General features: G+C 68.9%; 16 protein-coding genes. 9 read left to right on the top strand and 7 right to left on the bottom strand.

All coding sequences use genetic code 11. The annotated features are described in order from the left end of the window. Window positions 1-10: 10 nt before the first annotated feature. On the bottom strand, window positions 11-643 hold the full coding sequence (locus tag ACFO5K_RS15045; RefSeq protein ID WP_378562082.1) for an O-methyltransferase: 633 nt from the start codon (window positions 641-643) through the stop codon (window positions 11-13). 373 nt (window positions 644-1,016) lie between these two features. Between ACFO5K_RS15045 and sigE the strand changes: the two genes are divergently transcribed. The 7 genes from sigE (at window position 1,017) to ACFO5K_RS15080 (ending at window position 7,013) form a co-directional block, all read left to right on the top strand. Then, window positions 1,017-1,652, top strand: a complete 636-nt coding sequence (gene sigE, locus ACFO5K_RS15050) for an RNA polymerase sigma factor SigE (RefSeq protein WP_378562084.1) — start codon at window positions 1,017-1,019, stop codon at window positions 1,650-1,652. 94 nt (window positions 1,653-1,746) lie between these two features. Next, window positions 1,747-2,115, top strand: coding sequence for a zf-HC2 domain-containing protein (locus tag ACFO5K_RS15055; RefSeq protein ID WP_378562086.1), 369 nt, complete (start codon window positions 1,747-1,749; stop codon window positions 2,113-2,115). A gap of 10 nt (window positions 2,116-2,125) precedes the next feature. Beyond that, a complete protein-coding gene (locus ACFO5K_RS15060; protein WP_378562088.1) occupies window positions 2,126-3,661 on the top strand; it encodes a S1C family serine protease in 1,536 nt (511 codons plus the stop codon). A gap of 33 nt (window positions 3,662-3,694) precedes the next feature. Further along, entirely contained in the window at window positions 3,695-4,120 is a 426-nt protein-coding gene (gene tatB / locus ACFO5K_RS15065; protein ID WP_378562091.1) for a Sec-independent protein translocase protein TatB, read from the top strand. Window positions 4,121-4,301: 181 nt separating this feature from the next. Next, window positions 4,302-5,159, top strand: coding sequence for a hypothetical protein (locus ACFO5K_RS15070; protein WP_378562094.1), 858 nt, complete (start codon window positions 4,302-4,304; stop codon window positions 5,157-5,159). 116 nt (window positions 5,160-5,275) lie between these two features. After that, entirely contained in the window at window positions 5,276-5,845 is a 570-nt protein-coding gene (locus ACFO5K_RS15075) for a hypothetical protein (RefSeq protein ID WP_378562097.1), read from the top strand. Between the two features lie 79 nt (window positions 5,846-5,924). Continuing rightward, on the top strand, window positions 5,925-7,013 hold the full coding sequence (locus ACFO5K_RS15080) for an XdhC family protein (RefSeq protein ID WP_378562099.1): 1,089 nt from the start codon (window positions 5,925-5,927) through the stop codon (window positions 7,011-7,013). A gap of 366 nt (window positions 7,014-7,379) precedes the next feature. Here ACFO5K_RS15080 and ACFO5K_RS15085 read toward each other — a convergent pair whose 3' ends face one another. The 6 genes from ACFO5K_RS15085 to dapE are packed head-to-tail and all read right to left on the bottom strand — an operon-like array spanning window position 7,380 to window position 13,429. After that, a complete protein-coding gene (locus ACFO5K_RS15085) occupies window positions 7,380-8,318 on the bottom strand; it encodes a glucosyl-3-phosphoglycerate synthase (RefSeq protein ID WP_378562102.1) in 939 nt (312 codons plus the stop codon). Continuing rightward, window positions 8,315-9,202: a dihydropteroate synthase gene (folP, locus tag ACFO5K_RS15090; RefSeq protein WP_378562104.1), complete on the bottom strand. Its 888-nt coding sequence runs from the start codon at window positions 9,200-9,202 to the stop codon at window positions 8,315-8,317. The genes ACFO5K_RS15085 and folP overlap by 4 nt, the downstream gene beginning before the upstream one ends. 7 nt (window positions 9,203-9,209) lie before the next feature. Then, on the bottom strand, window positions 9,210-10,976 hold the full coding sequence (locus tag ACFO5K_RS15095) for a long-chain-acyl-CoA synthetase (protein ID WP_378562107.1): 1,767 nt from the start codon (window positions 10,974-10,976) through the stop codon (window positions 9,210-9,212). Window positions 10,977-10,986: 10 nt separating this feature from the next. Beyond that, complete coding sequence (locus ACFO5K_RS15100) at window positions 10,987-11,532, bottom strand: LOG family protein (RefSeq protein ID WP_378562110.1); 546 nt, start codon at window positions 11,530-11,532, stop codon at window positions 10,987-10,989. Beyond that, complete coding sequence (locus ACFO5K_RS15105) at window positions 11,529-12,308, bottom strand: LOG family protein (RefSeq protein ID WP_378562112.1); 780 nt, start codon at window positions 12,306-12,308, stop codon at window positions 11,529-11,531. The genes ACFO5K_RS15100 and ACFO5K_RS15105 overlap by 4 nt, the downstream gene beginning before the upstream one ends. A 26-nt stretch (window positions 12,309-12,334) precedes the next feature. After that, window positions 12,335-13,429 carry a succinyl-diaminopimelate desuccinylase gene (gene dapE, locus ACFO5K_RS15110; RefSeq protein WP_378562115.1) on the bottom strand — a complete coding sequence of 365 codons (1,095 nt, stop codon included), beginning with the start codon at window positions 13,427-13,429 and terminating at the stop codon, window positions 12,335-12,337. A 99-nt stretch (window positions 13,430-13,528) separates the two neighbouring features. On the opposite strand from dapE, the gene dapD reads away from it, so the two are divergent. After that, entirely contained in the window at window positions 13,529-14,479 is a 951-nt protein-coding gene (dapD, locus tag ACFO5K_RS15115) for a 2,3,4,5-tetrahydropyridine-2,6-dicarboxylate N-succinyltransferase (protein ID WP_378562118.1), read from the top strand. 140 nt (window positions 14,480-14,619) lie between these two features. Next, entirely contained in the window at window positions 14,620-15,234 is a 615-nt protein-coding gene (locus ACFO5K_RS15120) for a hypothetical protein (RefSeq protein ID WP_378562121.1), read from the top strand. Window positions 15,235-15,332 lie beyond the last annotated feature (98 nt).

The raw sequence follows: 15,332 nt of genomic DNA on the forward strand, positions 1-15,332 counted from the left end.
CGCAAATGACTCAGCCGCGTGAGGCGCAGAGCAGGCCGTCACCGATCGGGATCAGCACGCTGGTGAGCTCGGGGTTCTCCGCGATGGCGCGGGTGGCCGCGCGTACCGCCTGGGTGGCCGGGTCGCGCTGGTCGGAGTCGGGGACGCGGCCGCCGAGCAGCGCGTTGTTGAGGATGAACGCCCCGCCCTCGCGCAGCAGGCGCACGCCCTGCTCGACGTAGAGCGGATGTTCCATCGGGGACGCGTCGACGAAGACGAGGTCGTAGGCGCCGTCGGCGAGTCGCGGCAGCACATCGAGGGCGCGGCCGTTGATCAGCCGGGATCTGGCCGGGGCGATCTCGGCGGCACGGAAGGCTTCCTTGGCCGCGCGCTGATGTTCGGGTTCGGAATCGATCGTGGTGAGCGTGCCGTCCTCGCGCATGCCGTCGAGCAGCCACAGCCCGCTCACGCCTGCCCCGGTGCCCACCTCGACGACCGCCCGCGCGCCCAGCATCTGCGCGTACATGCTCAGCAGCGCGCCGACCGAAGCCGGTACGGGGGCGGCGCCCAATTCGGTGGCCCGCTCGCGCGCGTCGAGGAGGACGTCGTCCTCGACGACGGACTCCTCCACATAGGCCAGGTTCCGCTCCACGTTCGATGCCACAGCTAGAGGCTAAGCCACCGGAGGGGTCTGTGTATTCAGCGAAGGGGCCGAGGTGGCCGAGTGTCGTGTCATTTGCGAACAATTGCCAGCAGTTTGCGGATCGGGCACAATCGCCTGCGAACTGCTGTTGTTCGGTTGCCGATGGGGATAGGCTCGAGATCGGCACGAATTCTCAGGTCACACTCAGGGTCTCCACACCTGCCCCATATCGCGGCAGGAAATAGTTGCCCTACGCAAGGCCAGCCGATCGCGGCGGGCACGAGGCACGGGAACAATCACACACGATTGCCGGTTGATCCCTACGCAAGGTTCGCTGACCCGGACCAGCTCGCCTCCCGTGCCAGCGGTCCCGAGTAGGAGGTGTCCCATCCCGATGGTAGACACGGCGCGCACCGACGCCACACTGCCCGACCAGACTCTCCCCGCCGACTTCCTCCCCTCCGCCGACGACGAGTTCGACGCCGAACTCACCGGCACCGCCGCCTTCGACGCCACCGGTGATCGCACCGTCATGCCGTCCTGGGACGAGCTGGTCCGCGAGCACGCCGACCGGGTCTACCGGCTGGCCTACCGTCTCTCCGGTGACGCCCAGGACGCCGAGGACCTCACCCAGGACACCTTCATCCGGGTGTTCCGCTCCCTGCAGAACTACCAGCCGGGCACCTTCGAGGGCTGGCTGCACCGCATCACCACCAATCTTTTCCTCGACATGGTCCGCCGGCGTAACCGCATCCGCATGGAGGCTTTACCCGAGGACTACGACCGCGTCCCCGCCGAGGGCCCCACCCCCGAAGACGCCTACCACGACTCCCGACTCGACCCCGACCTGCAGAAAGCGCTCGACGCGCTGGCCCCGGAGTTCCGCGCCGCGGTCGTGCTGTGTGACATCGAGGGCTTGTCCTACGAGGAGATCGGCGCGACGCTCGGCGTGAAGCTGGGCACCGTGCGCAGCCGGATTCATCGCGGGCGCCAGGCACTGCGCGAGCACCTTGCGCATAATGGAAGCTGAGCAGCGGTACTCCGCTGACGCCCACGCAAGGTGAACGCCGGTCACGGCGACACCGGGCCTCTCGGTTGATGTTGTCGAAAAGGAAGAACTCCGCATGAGCGTGGATCCCAGTGCTTCAGGTCGTTCCTCGCGCTTCCAGCCCACCGAGCACCTGGCCAGCGAGGCGATCGCAGCCTACGTCGACGGCGAACTGCGCATGAACGCGTATCTGCGCGCCGCCCAGCATCTTTCGGTCTGCCCCGAATGCGCGAGCGAGGTCGACGCCCAGCAGCAGGCCCGGATCGCCTTGCGCCGGGCCGCCGAAGTGGCGATTCCGCACAGCCTGCACGACAGTCTCACCCGCATTCCGCTGGCCGAGCTCCCCGGCAACGCACCGGAACCGCCGCGCCGTAACGAGGCATTTCTCGGATTCCTCACCGATTCCTTCACCGCGACCCGGTGGACCACGTGGCGGCGCAAGTAGAGTCTCGGACGTGACAGGCGAATCGACGAATTCCGGATCGACCGAAAACTCGGATTCGGCGGCCTCTCGGGGGAACCTGCGACCCTCGGATGCGCCGACGCTGGGCCCGCGTCCGGTCTACCGGCCGCATATCGACAGCCATACCGCGCGCGCGTTCCGCCGCCCGAACGGGCAGGCGGGCTCGTTCGCACCGCACGAACCCCGGCGCGACTCGGCCGAGTCCGGCTCGCTGGTGAGCCAGCGCCCGCCCGACGGCGTGCTGGCCGAGGCATTCGCCCGCCCCGAAGGCTCCGACGAGCTGCTCCAGCGTGAACCCGGTTCCGAGGAGCCCGCCGCGGCCATCGCCGGTCCGGTGCATCCGTGGCGCGATCCGGCCGCCGGAGCGCGCCTGGGCGCGCCCGCCGTCGAGACTCCCGAGCCCGCACGCTTGCCTGTCGCGTCCAAGCTGTCCACCCGTGAAGTGCTGTTCGGTTCCAGAGTTGCGCCCAAGGCGCTGGCGCTGCTGGCCGCGCTCGCCCTCGGCATCGCCTTCATGGGCGGTCTGGTCGGCCGGATCACCGCCGAGACGGCCTCGACCCTGACCTCGCGCAAGGTGACCCTCGAGCAGAGCGCCGGCATCGGCGAACGGCCCCACAATCGGGTCGCGGCGGTCGCGGACGCCGTGCTGCCGTCGGTGGTCTCGATCCAGGTCATCATCGGTGACGGCGGGCCCGCCGGTTCCGGCGTGGTGCTCGACGCCGAGAACGGTTACATCGTCACCAACAACCACGTGATCTCCGCGGCCGCTACGGACAAGTCCGGCGATGCCCGGATCCAGGTGCAGTTCTCCGACGACACCCGGGTCGAAGGCCGGCTCGTGGGGCGTGACCCCAAGACCGATCTGGCGGTGTTGAAGGTCGAGGCCGACAATCTCACCGAGGCGAACCTCGGTAAGTCCGATGACGTCCAGGTCGGCGACGAAGTACTGGCCATCGGTTCGCCGCTGGCCCTGAAGAAGACCGTCACCACGGGCATCGTCAGCGCGGTCAACCGCCCGTTCCCGCTCAGCGGTGAGGGCACCGACACCAACGCCGTGATCGATTCCGTGCAGACCGACGCCGCGATCAACCCGGGCAACTCCGGTGGTGCCCTGGTGGACATGACCGGGCGGTTGATCGGGATCAACACCGCGATCAAGACGACGAGCGGCGGTTCGATGGGCCTCGGCTTCGCCATTCCGGTCGATGTGGCGACCACCGTGTCGCAAACCCTGATCCGCGACGGCAAGATCAATCACCCGCAGATCGGCCTCAGCGCCCGGACCAAGGCCGTGGCCAACGAACTGCGCAGCGGCGCAGCGGTGGCCGACGTGGTGGCGGGCAGCCCGGCCGCCAAGGCGGGCATCGTCGAAGGCGATGTGATCGTCAAGATCGGTGACCGTGAGGTGACCAGCCCCGAGGAGCTGGTCGTGGCCGTGCAGTCGCACGAGATCGGCGACACGGTGAACGTGCAGTTGATCCGCGATGGCAGGCAGGTGGACGTGCCGGTCACGCTCGAATCCGACTGAGCTGGACCGACGCGGGACAGGTAGCCTGGATCCGTGTTCAGCAACATCGGGTGGGGCGAGATGATGATCCTGCTCGTCGCCGCCCTCGTGATCCTCGGCCCGGAGCGCCTGCCCGGCGCGGTCCGCTGGACCACGTCGTCCCTGCGTCAGGTGCGCGATTACGCCAGCGGGGCCACCACCCAGCTCAAACAGGAGCTCGGACCGGAATTCGACGATCTGCGCAAGCCGCTGGCCGAGCTGAACGAACTGCGCGGGATGAGCCCACGGGCCGCGGTGACCAAGCATCTGCTGGGTGGTGACGACTCGGTGCTGCGCGATATCGAGGGCGCGGTACCCGACCGTAAACAACTGTTCGGTACCAGCAGCGGTATGCCCGGCACCGCGCCGACCACGTCGCCGTCGCTACAGAAGCCGCTGGATCACAACGAGCGCCCTCCGATCGATTCCGACGCGACATAACGCCCAGACCACACCGCACGGTCGTCATTTGCCACAGGGTCGCGCGAACCCGAAACAGCCGCGCGGACCTCGCACTATTGTGGTTGCCGACAATTTCGCGCCGACAGCCGTTGTGGCACAAGACAGTTCGATGTCAATCGTTATAGACACGAATCGTGGTCGAGCTGTCTAGACTTCGCACATGTCGGCCGATGACGTGGCACGGGTCTTCGCGATAGAAGACAAGGTCGAAAGACTCAAAGCAGCCACCGACGGGGTGGCGGCTGCCCAGCAGACCATCAACGAACTCACCAGGATCCGGCGCGCCGTGATCCGCGAACTCCATGCCGACGGCTGGACGTTCGCCCGCATCGGCGCCGCGGCGGGCCTGTCGCGGGCGCGAATCCACCAGGTGAGCACCCAGGGTCCGGTACCCGAAGGACTGTTCTTCGGACACGGATCGCTGACCGTGCTCGCCCCCGAGGTCCGCGCGGGCAGGCTGCTCGGCGCCCCCGACCCGGCCGCCGCGCAACGCCTCGCCGAACTGCTGCGCCAGCTCGGTTTCGCCGCGACGGTGGAGACCTTCGCGCCCGGCAGGCCGGTCGATCTCAACCGGGACGGCCTGGTGATACTCGGCGGGCCGGAACTGTCCCCCAGTCTGCGTCAGCTGGTCGTGGCCGATCCCCGGCTGCGCCGCACCGTGACCCGGGCCGGCGACACCCGGCGCGGGATCGAGGACCGCGCGGCGCGCCGGGTGTACCGGCCCGGCGGTGGCGAACCGCACGACATCGCGTACCTGGCCCGGCTGCCCCGGCCCGACCGGCGCGGCAGCGTCATGCTGATCGACGGGTTGCACCCGCCCGGCTCGCTGGGTGCGATCCGATTGCTGACCACTCGCCTGTCCACCTTGCACGAGCGGGCCGGCACGCATCTGTTCTCGGTCCTCATCGCCGTTCGGTACGACCGCACGACCGGCGAACCCGTAGACGCGGACCTTTTGACACCGGTATATCGCCATGAAACCGACCCGAAGTTGGTTACAACCCGGATTCGGCCATAGCTGCATCTGAACTAACGTCGCATTGTGATCTGGCTCACGCTATTGTTATGGATCACAACCCGTGCACGATGGATAGATTGCTAGCGAGTAACCGAGTGTGAGTAGGTGAGCTTCACGTGTTCTCGTCTCCAGAGGCCGGTGCGTGCCGGGTGCTGCCCGTGCGCGCGCCCAACCCGGACCCCCGCAACGTCGCCCTGTCCGACGCGGCGTCGATCGCCGACGACGTCATCGTGGCGACCCACCGCGTGACCTACAGCGGCCGTTTGAAGGTCTTCATCGGCCCGCACGAGGACGTGGACAACTTCCTGCGCCCACTGCGCCGGATGGACGGCCGTCAGCGCTACGCACTCGAACTCACCGTGCTGCCCGAGGCCCTGCCCGCCACCGAGGTGACCGCGGCCGTGAGCGCCGACCGCGGCCGCCTCGCGCTGCGGTGCGCCGGCTCGGCCGAGGCGATGACCTTGCAGTTGCGCACCACGGTCGACCACATCACCCGCCGCTTCACTCTGGGCTTCGCGGGCAGCCGAATGGGCCTGCCCACGGTGTACCTGCCGCACGGTGACGACGACACCTACGTCTACCCCGAAGAGGTCTTCACCGCCGAACACGCGGTGGAGGTGTTCCGCGACTTCTTCCACTCCGGCGCCGTGCCCGCCGAATTGCAGGAACGCGAAATCCTGGGCTGAGTCGCGCGGCATGCGCGTGCCCGGCGATAGCTAGGCTGGTCCGGACGATCACAACCGACTCGGCGAAGGCCGGTGTGCGATGCGCGATCTACTCGGACAGGTGCTCACGGTGCTGCGCGATCAGCCCGTGGCGCTGGCCAGAATCGTCGACCGCACCGGTGCGGCGCCCCGCGATGTCGGCGCCGCGATGGCGGTCACCGGCGCCGGGCGGGTGATCGGCTCACTCTCCGGCGGCTGTGTGGAGGCGGCGGTCCTCACCACCGCCGCTGAGGTGCTGCTCGACGGCGCCGCGAGCCTGGAACGTTTCGCCGCCGACGACGAACTCACGGCGGGCCTGCCGTGCGGCGGCGAGATCGAGGTCTTCGTGGAACGCCTCGACCCCACCGCCGCGCCGCTGCTGCGCGAGCTGCGCGATGCCCTCACCGCGCACCGTCCGCTCGCCTACGCCACCACGTTGGCAGCGACGCCGGACCGGAAGCTGTTCTACCCCGGCTCGACAGAGCCGTGGCGAGATCTCGACCGTGATGCGGCGGCCCTGCTCGCCGCGGGCCGCAGCGGCTTGATCGGCGCCCAGGACTGCACGCCCGCCGCCGCGCACCGCCCGCGTACCTTCGTCCAGGTCTTCGGCTGCCCCGCGCGCTTGATCCTGGCCGGTGCCAACGACTACACCCGCGCGCTCACCGTCACCGCCGCCCAGCTCGGCTACCACGTCACCGTGGTCGACGCCCGCGAAACCTTCACCACCGCCGCCCGCTTCCCCGCCGCCCACGCGGTCGTCGTCGATTGGCCGCACCGCTACCTGACCGCCGAACAGCACGCGGGCCGCCTCGACGACCGCACGGTGGTCTGCGTGCTCACCCACGACCCGAAGTTCGACGTCCCCACGTTGGCCACCGCGCTACAACTGCCCGCCCTCGCGTTCATCGGTGCCCTCGGCTCCCGCCGCGCCCACACCGACCGCACCCGCCGCCTCCGCGAACTCGGACTCCCCGAGGCCACTCTCGCCCGCGTGCGCAGCCCCCTCGGCCTGGACCTGGCAGCTCACACCCCGGAGGAAACCGCGATCTCCATCCTCGCCGAAATCCTCGCCACCCGCGGACAGACCTCCGCCCGGCCCCTGTCCGCGCTCACCGGCCCCATCCACCGGCGGCCACACCACGCCCCTTAGCTACCCAGTTCCACGACCGGCCCTCGCCCTGCAGCTCCCAGCTCCACCACCGCCCCTCATCCTGCAGCTCTCAGCTCCACCACCGGCCCCTCGCCCTGTAACCCCAGTTCCACCACCGGGCCCTCGTCCTGCAGCTCCCAGCTCCAGGACCGGTCCCTCATCCCGTAACTCCCAGCTCCACCACGGTCCCTCATCCTGCAGGTCCCAGCTCCACCACCGGCCCTCACCCTCGTGCCCAGCAGCGGTCACCGGTCCGGCTCACCGCGAGCCCGGGCGCTCGACGTGACAGGCGAGCGCCCAGGCAGGATCGCAGCGGTGTGTCGAACCGGGCCTGTGCGGTGCGCGAGGGTCAGGCCGCGACGAGGGTCAGGCCGCGACCTGTTCGGGCCGCAAGGTCTTCATCGGTGGGCGATCTTCGAGGGAGACCTCCGTGGCATGGGCCACGAACTCGCCGCCGACCAGCGGGAACTGGGTCAGGGCGGCACCGGAGTCGGTGACGCCGCTGCGGCCCAGCGCGGTGCCGAGGATCTGGCGGCTCATCACACCCAGGTCCGACAACGGGCGGTTGCGATGGGTGCGCACCCCCAGGTTGACCTGGGCGATGGCGTCCATACCCAGCTTGTCGTAGGTGTCGAGCAACAGCCCGATCTCCACGCCGTAGCCGGGCGCGAACGGGACGGCGGTGAGCAGTTCCCTGGTGCCGGCGTATTCGCCGCCGAGCGGCTGCAGCACCTGGGCCAGTTCCGGACGCAGGGCCGCCAGCAGCGGGCGGGCGACGAGCTCGGTGACCCGTCCGCCCCCGTGGGCGTCCACCGACTCGCCGTGGCGCAGCGGGCGGCGGTAGTAGGCCTTGGACAGGTGGGTGCCCGGCACGGTCAGCAGCGGGCCGAGCAGTTTGGGCACGAAGGCCGGGTCGGGGTCGATGAGATCGGAGTCGACGAAGGCGATCAGGTCACCGGTGGTGCAGGCCAGCGAACGCCACAGCACCTCACCCTTGCCGGGAACCGGCTCGAGTTCGGGCACGGCCTCCTCGCGGGTGACCACCTCGGCGCCGGCCGCGCGGGCCCGCCGGGCGGTGGCGTCGGTGGAGCCGGAGTCGAGCACGATCAGTTCGTCGACCAGGGTGCCGACCAGTGGCCGGATACTGGCCACCACTTCGGCGACGGTGTCCTGCTCGTTCAGCGCGGGCAGCACCACCGAAACGGTGCGGCCCGCCTTGGCGGCGACCAGGTCGCCGACGGTCCAGTCAGGGTTGTCCCAGGTGTGGGTGGTGGCCCAGGCGGGCTCGCGGTGTTGGATTTTCATGCCAGACCTCGCAGAGTTCGTGCGGGGGGCCGGATGCCCTGGATTGCGGCGATCATGTCCACGACCCGCCGGGTCTCGGCGACTTCGTGGACCCGGAAGATTCGAGCGCCCGCGGCGGCCGACCACGCGGTGGCCGCCAGTGTGCCCTCGACCCTCTCACTCAGACCTACCCCTAGAGTCTCCCCGATAAAATCCTTGTTGCTCAGTGCCATCAGAACTGGCCACCCGGTATTTACAAGACCGTCGATTCCGCGCAACAACTCGAGCCCGTGATAAGTGTTCTTTCCGAAGTCGTGGGTGGGGTCGATCACGATTCCGTCGCGGCGCACCCCGGCGGCGGCGGCGCGCTCGGCCGCGGCCACCACGGTCGCGGTCACCTCGGCCACCACATCGGTGTAGCGCACCCGGTGCGGGCGGGTGCGCGGCACGGCGCCACCGGTGTGGCTGCAGACGATGCCCGCGCCCGTCTCGGCGGCCACCCGGACCAGATCGGGGTCCGCGCCCGCCCAGGTGTCGTTGATCAGGTCGGCGCCGACGGCCACCGCGGCCCGGGCGACCTCCCCGCGCCAGGTGTCCACGCTGATCAGCAGCTCGGGGTACTTCTCCCGGATCGCCGCGACGAACGGCACCACCCGCCGCGATTCCTCGGCCGCGTCCACCGTGCTGCCCGGTCCGGCCTTCACTCCGCCGATGTCGACCAGGTCGGCGCCTTCGTCGACCGCGCGCGCCACTCGCCGCAGCGCGGCCTCGTCGCTGAAGGTCGCGCCGCGGTCGTAGAACGAGTCGGGGGTGCGGTTCACGATCGCCATCACCAGCGCACGATCGGTGGCCACGGGTCGCCCACAGAAGGTGGGCAGCGCGGGCTGGACTGCGGAATCAGACATGACCTGGCTATCTCGGGGCTTTACCTGCGGCGACGTCGGCGGCGTAGTCGTCGTAGGCCCGAATGTAGCCGCTGGTGGGGCCGGCGAGCACATACAGCTGTCCCTCGGCCTCCGCGGCGTAGCCCTGCTTGCGCAGTTCCACCTTGCGGCTCTTGAACGTGGTGGTCTGCTCGAGCTCGTCGACCACCCGGACGAACAGCGGCACGGCGTAGAGCGGCAACCGCTCGTACACGGTGGCGGCCAGCGATTCGCCGTCGAATTCGGCATCGGGATGCAAGGTGATCGCGGCCATGCCCGCCTTGCCATCGGTGCCGGGGATGTCGACGCCGAACACGACCGCCTGCTCGACGCTCGGATGCTGGCCCAGCGCGCCCTCCACCTCGGTGGTCGCCACGTTCTCACCCTTCCAGCGGAAGGTGTCGCCGAGCCGGTCGACGAAGGCGATGTGCCACCAGTGCTGGTCGCGTACCAGGTCACCGGTGTCGAACCAGCAGTCACCCGGCTTGAAGGCGTCGCGCACCAGCTTTGATTCGGTGGCTTCGGCGTCGGTGTAGCCGTCGAAGGGCTGGCGGTTGTTCACCTTCGCCAGCAGCAGTCCCACCCCACCGGAACCCACTTTGCGCAGCTTGCCGTTTCGGCCGCGGCGCGGCTTGCCGGTCTCGTCGTCGTATTCGACGACCGCGTACGGCAGCGGGCACAGGCCGGCGGTCCGATCCACTCCGAAGGCGTTGACGAAGGCCAGCGGCGCCTCGCTCGACCCGTAGAACTCCACCACCCGGGCGATGTCGAAGCGGCGGCGGAACTCGTCCCACAGTTCGGGTCGCAAGCCGTTGCCCACGGCCAGGCGCACCCGGTTGTGTGCCTCGCCGGGGCGCACCGGCTGGTTCAGCAGGTAGCGGCACAGTTCACCGATGTAGATGAACGCGGTGGCGCGCTCGCGGGCGATCTCCGCCCAGAATCCCGACGCCGAGAACTTGCGTGCCAGCACATAGGTCGCCTCACCGGCGAGCACCGCCGACAACGCGACCGTGAGCGCGTTGTTGTGATACAGCGGCAGACAGCAGTACAGGCCGTCGTCGCCGTGTAACCGGATACCGAGCCCGCCCAGGCCCGACATGCTCTTGGTCCAGCGATGATGGGTCATCACGCTGGCCTTGGGCATGCCGGTGGTGCCGGAGGTGAAGATCAGGAAGGCGCGTTCGCCCGCGGTCACCTGCGCGCACACGGCCGGGTCGGCATCGGTGGCGGTGCGGGCGGATTCGGCCAGTTCCTCGGCGGAGAGCACGTTCGCGGCGGGTTCGGGCAGCGAGTCCAGCGCTTCGGCGCACTCCTCGCCGACCACGTTGATCACACTGCCGAGCAGACCGATGCTGTGCGCGAGCACCTGATCGCGCTGGTTGTAGTTGAGCAGACCCACGGTGGCACCGAGCTTGAGCACCGCGAGCACGGTGAACAGGGTTTCGGGGCGGTTGGTCATCAGCACGCCCACCACGTCACCGCGCTCGACGCCGCGCCCGGAAAGCACTGCGGCGTAGCGGTTCACCTCGCTGTTGGCGGCGCGGTAGGTGTAGGAGCGGCCCTCGAAACGCAGGAACACCCGGTCGGGCCTGCGGTGGGCGACCCGCTGGAAGTACAGGCCCACCGAGGCGGTGTCGGTGGGCCCCACCAGCATTCCACGCGCGTTGCGCAGCATGCCCGGCACGTCCAGTGCCATCGCGGGCAGTTTCTTGACCAGGTCGAACACGCTCACCGTGTCGCGGGTGTTTGTACTCATGTGCTTTCTCCTACCCCTCGGCCGGCCGCAGCGCGGCGAACGCAGCGGGCAGGTCGGCGGCCACGATGATGCGGTCACGGGCCTGCTGCGTCACAATTCTGCGTTCGGACATGCCATCGATCCAGCGGAACAGCCCGTCGTAGAAGCCGTTCGCGTCCAGTACCACCACCGGTTTGCGGTGTTCGCCGAGATAACCGCCGGTCCAGGTTTCGAAGAACTCCTCGAGCGTGCCGATCCCGCCGGGCAGGGTGAGAAAGGCGTCGGCGCGTTCTTCCATCAGCTGTTTGCGCTGGCGCATGGTGTCGGTGACGATCAGTTCGTCGGCGTCGACATCGGCCACCTCGCGGTGCACCAGATGTTTCGGGATCACTCCCACGGTGTGCGCGCCGCCCGCCCGCGCGGCGGTGGCGACGGCGCCCATCATCGACACGTGGCCGCCACCGGAGACCAGTTGCCAACCCCGCCGGGCGATTTCGGTGCCCACCCGGGCGGCGAGGTCGATCAGTTCGGGTTCGGTGGTGCTGGCCGAGCAGTAGACACAGATCGAGTAGCTCACCTGTCGGTGCCTTCACCGGTCTCGCCCGTGACGATGCGCACGACCTCCTCGACACTGTCGGTGACCTGGATCAGGTCCAGGTCCGCCGGCGAGATCTTGCCGGTCCCGCCCAGCGATTCACGCAGCCAATCGACGAGCCCCGACCAGTAGGCGGTACCGAACAGGATGATCGGGAAGCGGGTGATCTTGCGGGTCTGCACCAGGGTCAACGCCTCGAACAGTTCGTCGAGGGTGCCGAAGCCGCCGGGCAGGCAGACGAAGGCCTGCGAGTACTTCACGAACATCGTCTTGCGGACGAAGAAGTACCGGAAGTTGATACCCAGGTCCACCCAGTCGTTGAGCCCCTGTTCGAAGGGCAGCTCGATACCGAGCCCGATCGAATACCCGCCCGCCTCGGAGCAACCACGGTTGGCGGCTTCCATCGCCCCGGGCCCGCCGCCGGTGATCACGGCGAACCCGGCCTCGCTGAGCGCGGTGCCGATGGCCAGACCGGCCGCGTACTCGGGGTGATCGATCGGGGTGCGCGCCGACCCGAACACGGTCACTGCGGGCGGCGCCTCGGCGAGCGCGCCGAAACCCTCGACGAACTCGGCCTGGATACGCAGCACCCGCCACGGATCGGTGTGCACCCACCCGCTGTCCTGCCGGGTGTCGAGCAGGTTGCGGTCCGCGGTGCGCCCGTCGGGCTTGCGGTCACGCCGGAACATCACCGGGCCGCCGAACTTCGCCGCCGGTCCGGCCTTCCCACCCTGTTCATCCGCGGAATCGGTAGACATGGCCTCCACGCTACTGGGGCGCCCGGTCACCCGGCGGACAGGTAGGTGCGCAACATGGCGGTGACGGCGGTGATCTGCCGCAGCGGCACGTGCTCGTCACGTTTGTGCGCGAGGTTGGGATCGCCCGGCCCGAAGTTCACGGCGGGGATACCGCGAGCGGCGAAGCGCGACACATCGGTCCAGCCGTACTTGGCGCGCACCCCGCCGCCACCGTGGGCGTTGACCGAATCGATCAGGCGGCGCGCGGCCGGGGCGGTGAGACCGGGCAACGCACCCGGGGAGGAATCGGTGACCGCAAACGACACGTCGAGTCCGTCGAAGACCTCGCGCACGTGGGCGACGGCCTGTTCGACGGTGCGGTCGGGGGCGAAACGGAAGTTCACGTCCACCTCGGCCACGTCGGGCACCACATTGCCCGCCACCCCACCGGATATCCGCACCGCCGACAGGCCCTCGCGGTACACGCACCCGTCGATGTCGACCTGGCGCGCCTCATAAGCCGACAACCGCGCCAGCACCGGGGCCATCGCGTGGATGGCGTTGTCGCCCAGCCATGCACGCGCCGAGTGCGCGCGCACGCCCGCGGCGCTCAGCCGTACCCGCAGCGTGCCCTGACAGCCCGCTTCGATCCAGCCGCCGGACGGTTCGCCGAGCACGGCCAGGTCTCCGTCGAGCCAGTCGGGCAGGTCACGTTCGATGTGGTTGAGGCCGTTGAACTCCGCGGCGATCTCCTCGCCGTCGTAGAAGATCAGCGTGAGATCGTGGGCGGGGTCGGTGATGGTGGCGGCCAGGTGCAGGAACACCGCGTCACCGGACTTCATGTCCACGGTGCCGCAGCCGAAGAGCACCGGCTCACCGTCGACTTCGGCGGGCCGGCTCGGCACGTTGTCGGCGATCGGCACGGTGTCGAGGTGCCCGGCCAGGATCACCCGGGTCGGGAGCCCCCGATGCGTGCGCGCCATCACCACGTTGCCGTGCCGCAGGATCTCGAACCCGGTGGTCTGCTCCCGCACCGCGCGCTCGACCAGATCCGCGATCTTGTCCTCGTCACGCGACACACTGGGCACGTCGACCAGGGCTGCGGTCAACTGAACGGGATCGGCGCGCAAATCGAGAGTCACGTCTCGAGAGTAGTACGGACCGCCACCGCAAACCGGAATCGCGCCGACCCGAGGGGGCCGCGAACACGCCGCGGGCGCGGACGCGGCAAAATGGGCACCGTGAGTATTCAGGGAGCAACCGCAGTCGGAATCGCCAATGTGACCTCGGACGGCACCGTCCTCGACACCTGGTACCCCAGTCCCGAACTGGGCGAGTTCACCGAAACCGGTTCCCAGCGCCTCGACGCCGCCGACGTGCCCGAGTTCGCCGAGCTCCTCGGCCCGGACGCCGCCCGCGGGGTGGACGTGGTCGCGGTGCGCACCACCATCGCCGACCTGTCGGCCGCCCCCGCCGACGCGCACGAGGTGTACCTGCGCCTGCACCTGCTCTCGCACCGCCTGGTGCAGCCGCACGCCATCAACCTCGACGGCCAGTTCGGCCTGCTCAGCAACGTGGTGTGGACCAACCACGGCCCGTGCGCGGTCGACGGTTTCGAGCAGACCCGGCTGAAGCTGCGCGCCCGCGGTCCGGTGACGGTGCTCAGTGTCGACAAGTTCCCGCGCATGGTCGATTACGTGGTGCCCTCCGGTGTGCGCATCGGCGACGCCGACCGGGTGCGCCTCGGTGCGCACCTGGCCTCGGGCACCACCGTCATGCACGAGGGCTTCGTCAACTTCAATGCGGGCACCCTGGGCAATTCGATGGTCGAGGGCCGGATCTCGGCCGGCGTGGTGGTGGGCGACGGCTCCGACATCGGTGGCGGCGCGTCGACGATGGGCACCCTGTCCGGTGGCGGCACCACGGTGATCTCGGTCGGTGAGCGCTGCCTGCTCGGCGCCAACGCCGGTCTCGGCATTCCGCTGGGCAACGACTGCGTGCTCGAGGCGGGGCTGTACCTGACCGCGGGCACCAAGGTCACCGGCCCCGACGGCAGCGTGGTCAAGGCCGCCACCCTCGCCGGTCGCGACAATCTGCTGTTCCGTCGCAATTCCGTCACCGGTGCGGTGGAGGTCGTGGCGCGTAAGGGCACCGGTATCGAGCTCAATGCCGCCCTGCACGCCAATGATTGAAATGCCCGCATTTTACTAATCCGGCAAACATTGCGGTTTGTTGAATACGGACCCTCAACTGTGGCAACCAATTTCGCATCCGTTAGCGTGAATTCGCCGCCCCGATCGGGGCAGCTTCGAATGCGGAGGGATTCAGAAATATGAAGTTCGGAAAGTTCACTACTGCTGTTGTCATGGCGGTCGCCGCGGTGGGGATTACCGCTGCCACCGCTCACGGTCAGCCCGCTGTGGCGACCGAGCAGCCAGTGGTGACTGCGGGGGGCGTGACTTCGGGTGAGACCCACGGGATCAACTACAACACCACGGTGTCGCCCGCCGACAAGACCATCACCTGGGCGGTCGACAGCGGCCGGTTCGAGCTCGCTCCCGATGGCAACGCCGTGCTGCTCAAGACCGAAGACGGCACCACCATCGACCGGACGCCGCTGAGCTCGGAGGTCGGCGGCCTGCCGATCGCGGTGAACCAGGAGATCAGCGACGACGGGCGCACCGTCAAGCTGGCCGCCAGCATGACCCCCGAAGACCAGGCCGCGCTGGGCGATGTCGCGGAGCTGAAGGACATCAGCTCCTACGACCGGCTCATGCACCAGGTCAACAAGAACATGCCCGGCATCGTCATCGGTGGCATCATCGGCGCGTTCATCCCGTTCCTGTGGCTGATCACCATCCCCGCCGGCATGCTCATCGGCGGTTACGTGATGGGTGGCCAGGAGTTCCTGGACGCCGTCATCGCCTTCGCCACCGGCCAGCCCTGATCTGATCGGTAAAGGGCCCCGCACTCGATTTCGAGTGCGGGGCCTTTTCGTCGTGAGCCGGGCACGGCCCCCTCGACGGCGGGGTGGTCGCGGCGTAC

Origin of the sequence: Nocardia halotolerans, assembly GCF_042650145.1 — a bacterium.
GTDB classification, from domain to species: Bacteria; Actinomycetota; Actinomycetes; order Mycobacteriales; family Mycobacteriaceae; genus Nocardia; species Nocardia halotolerans.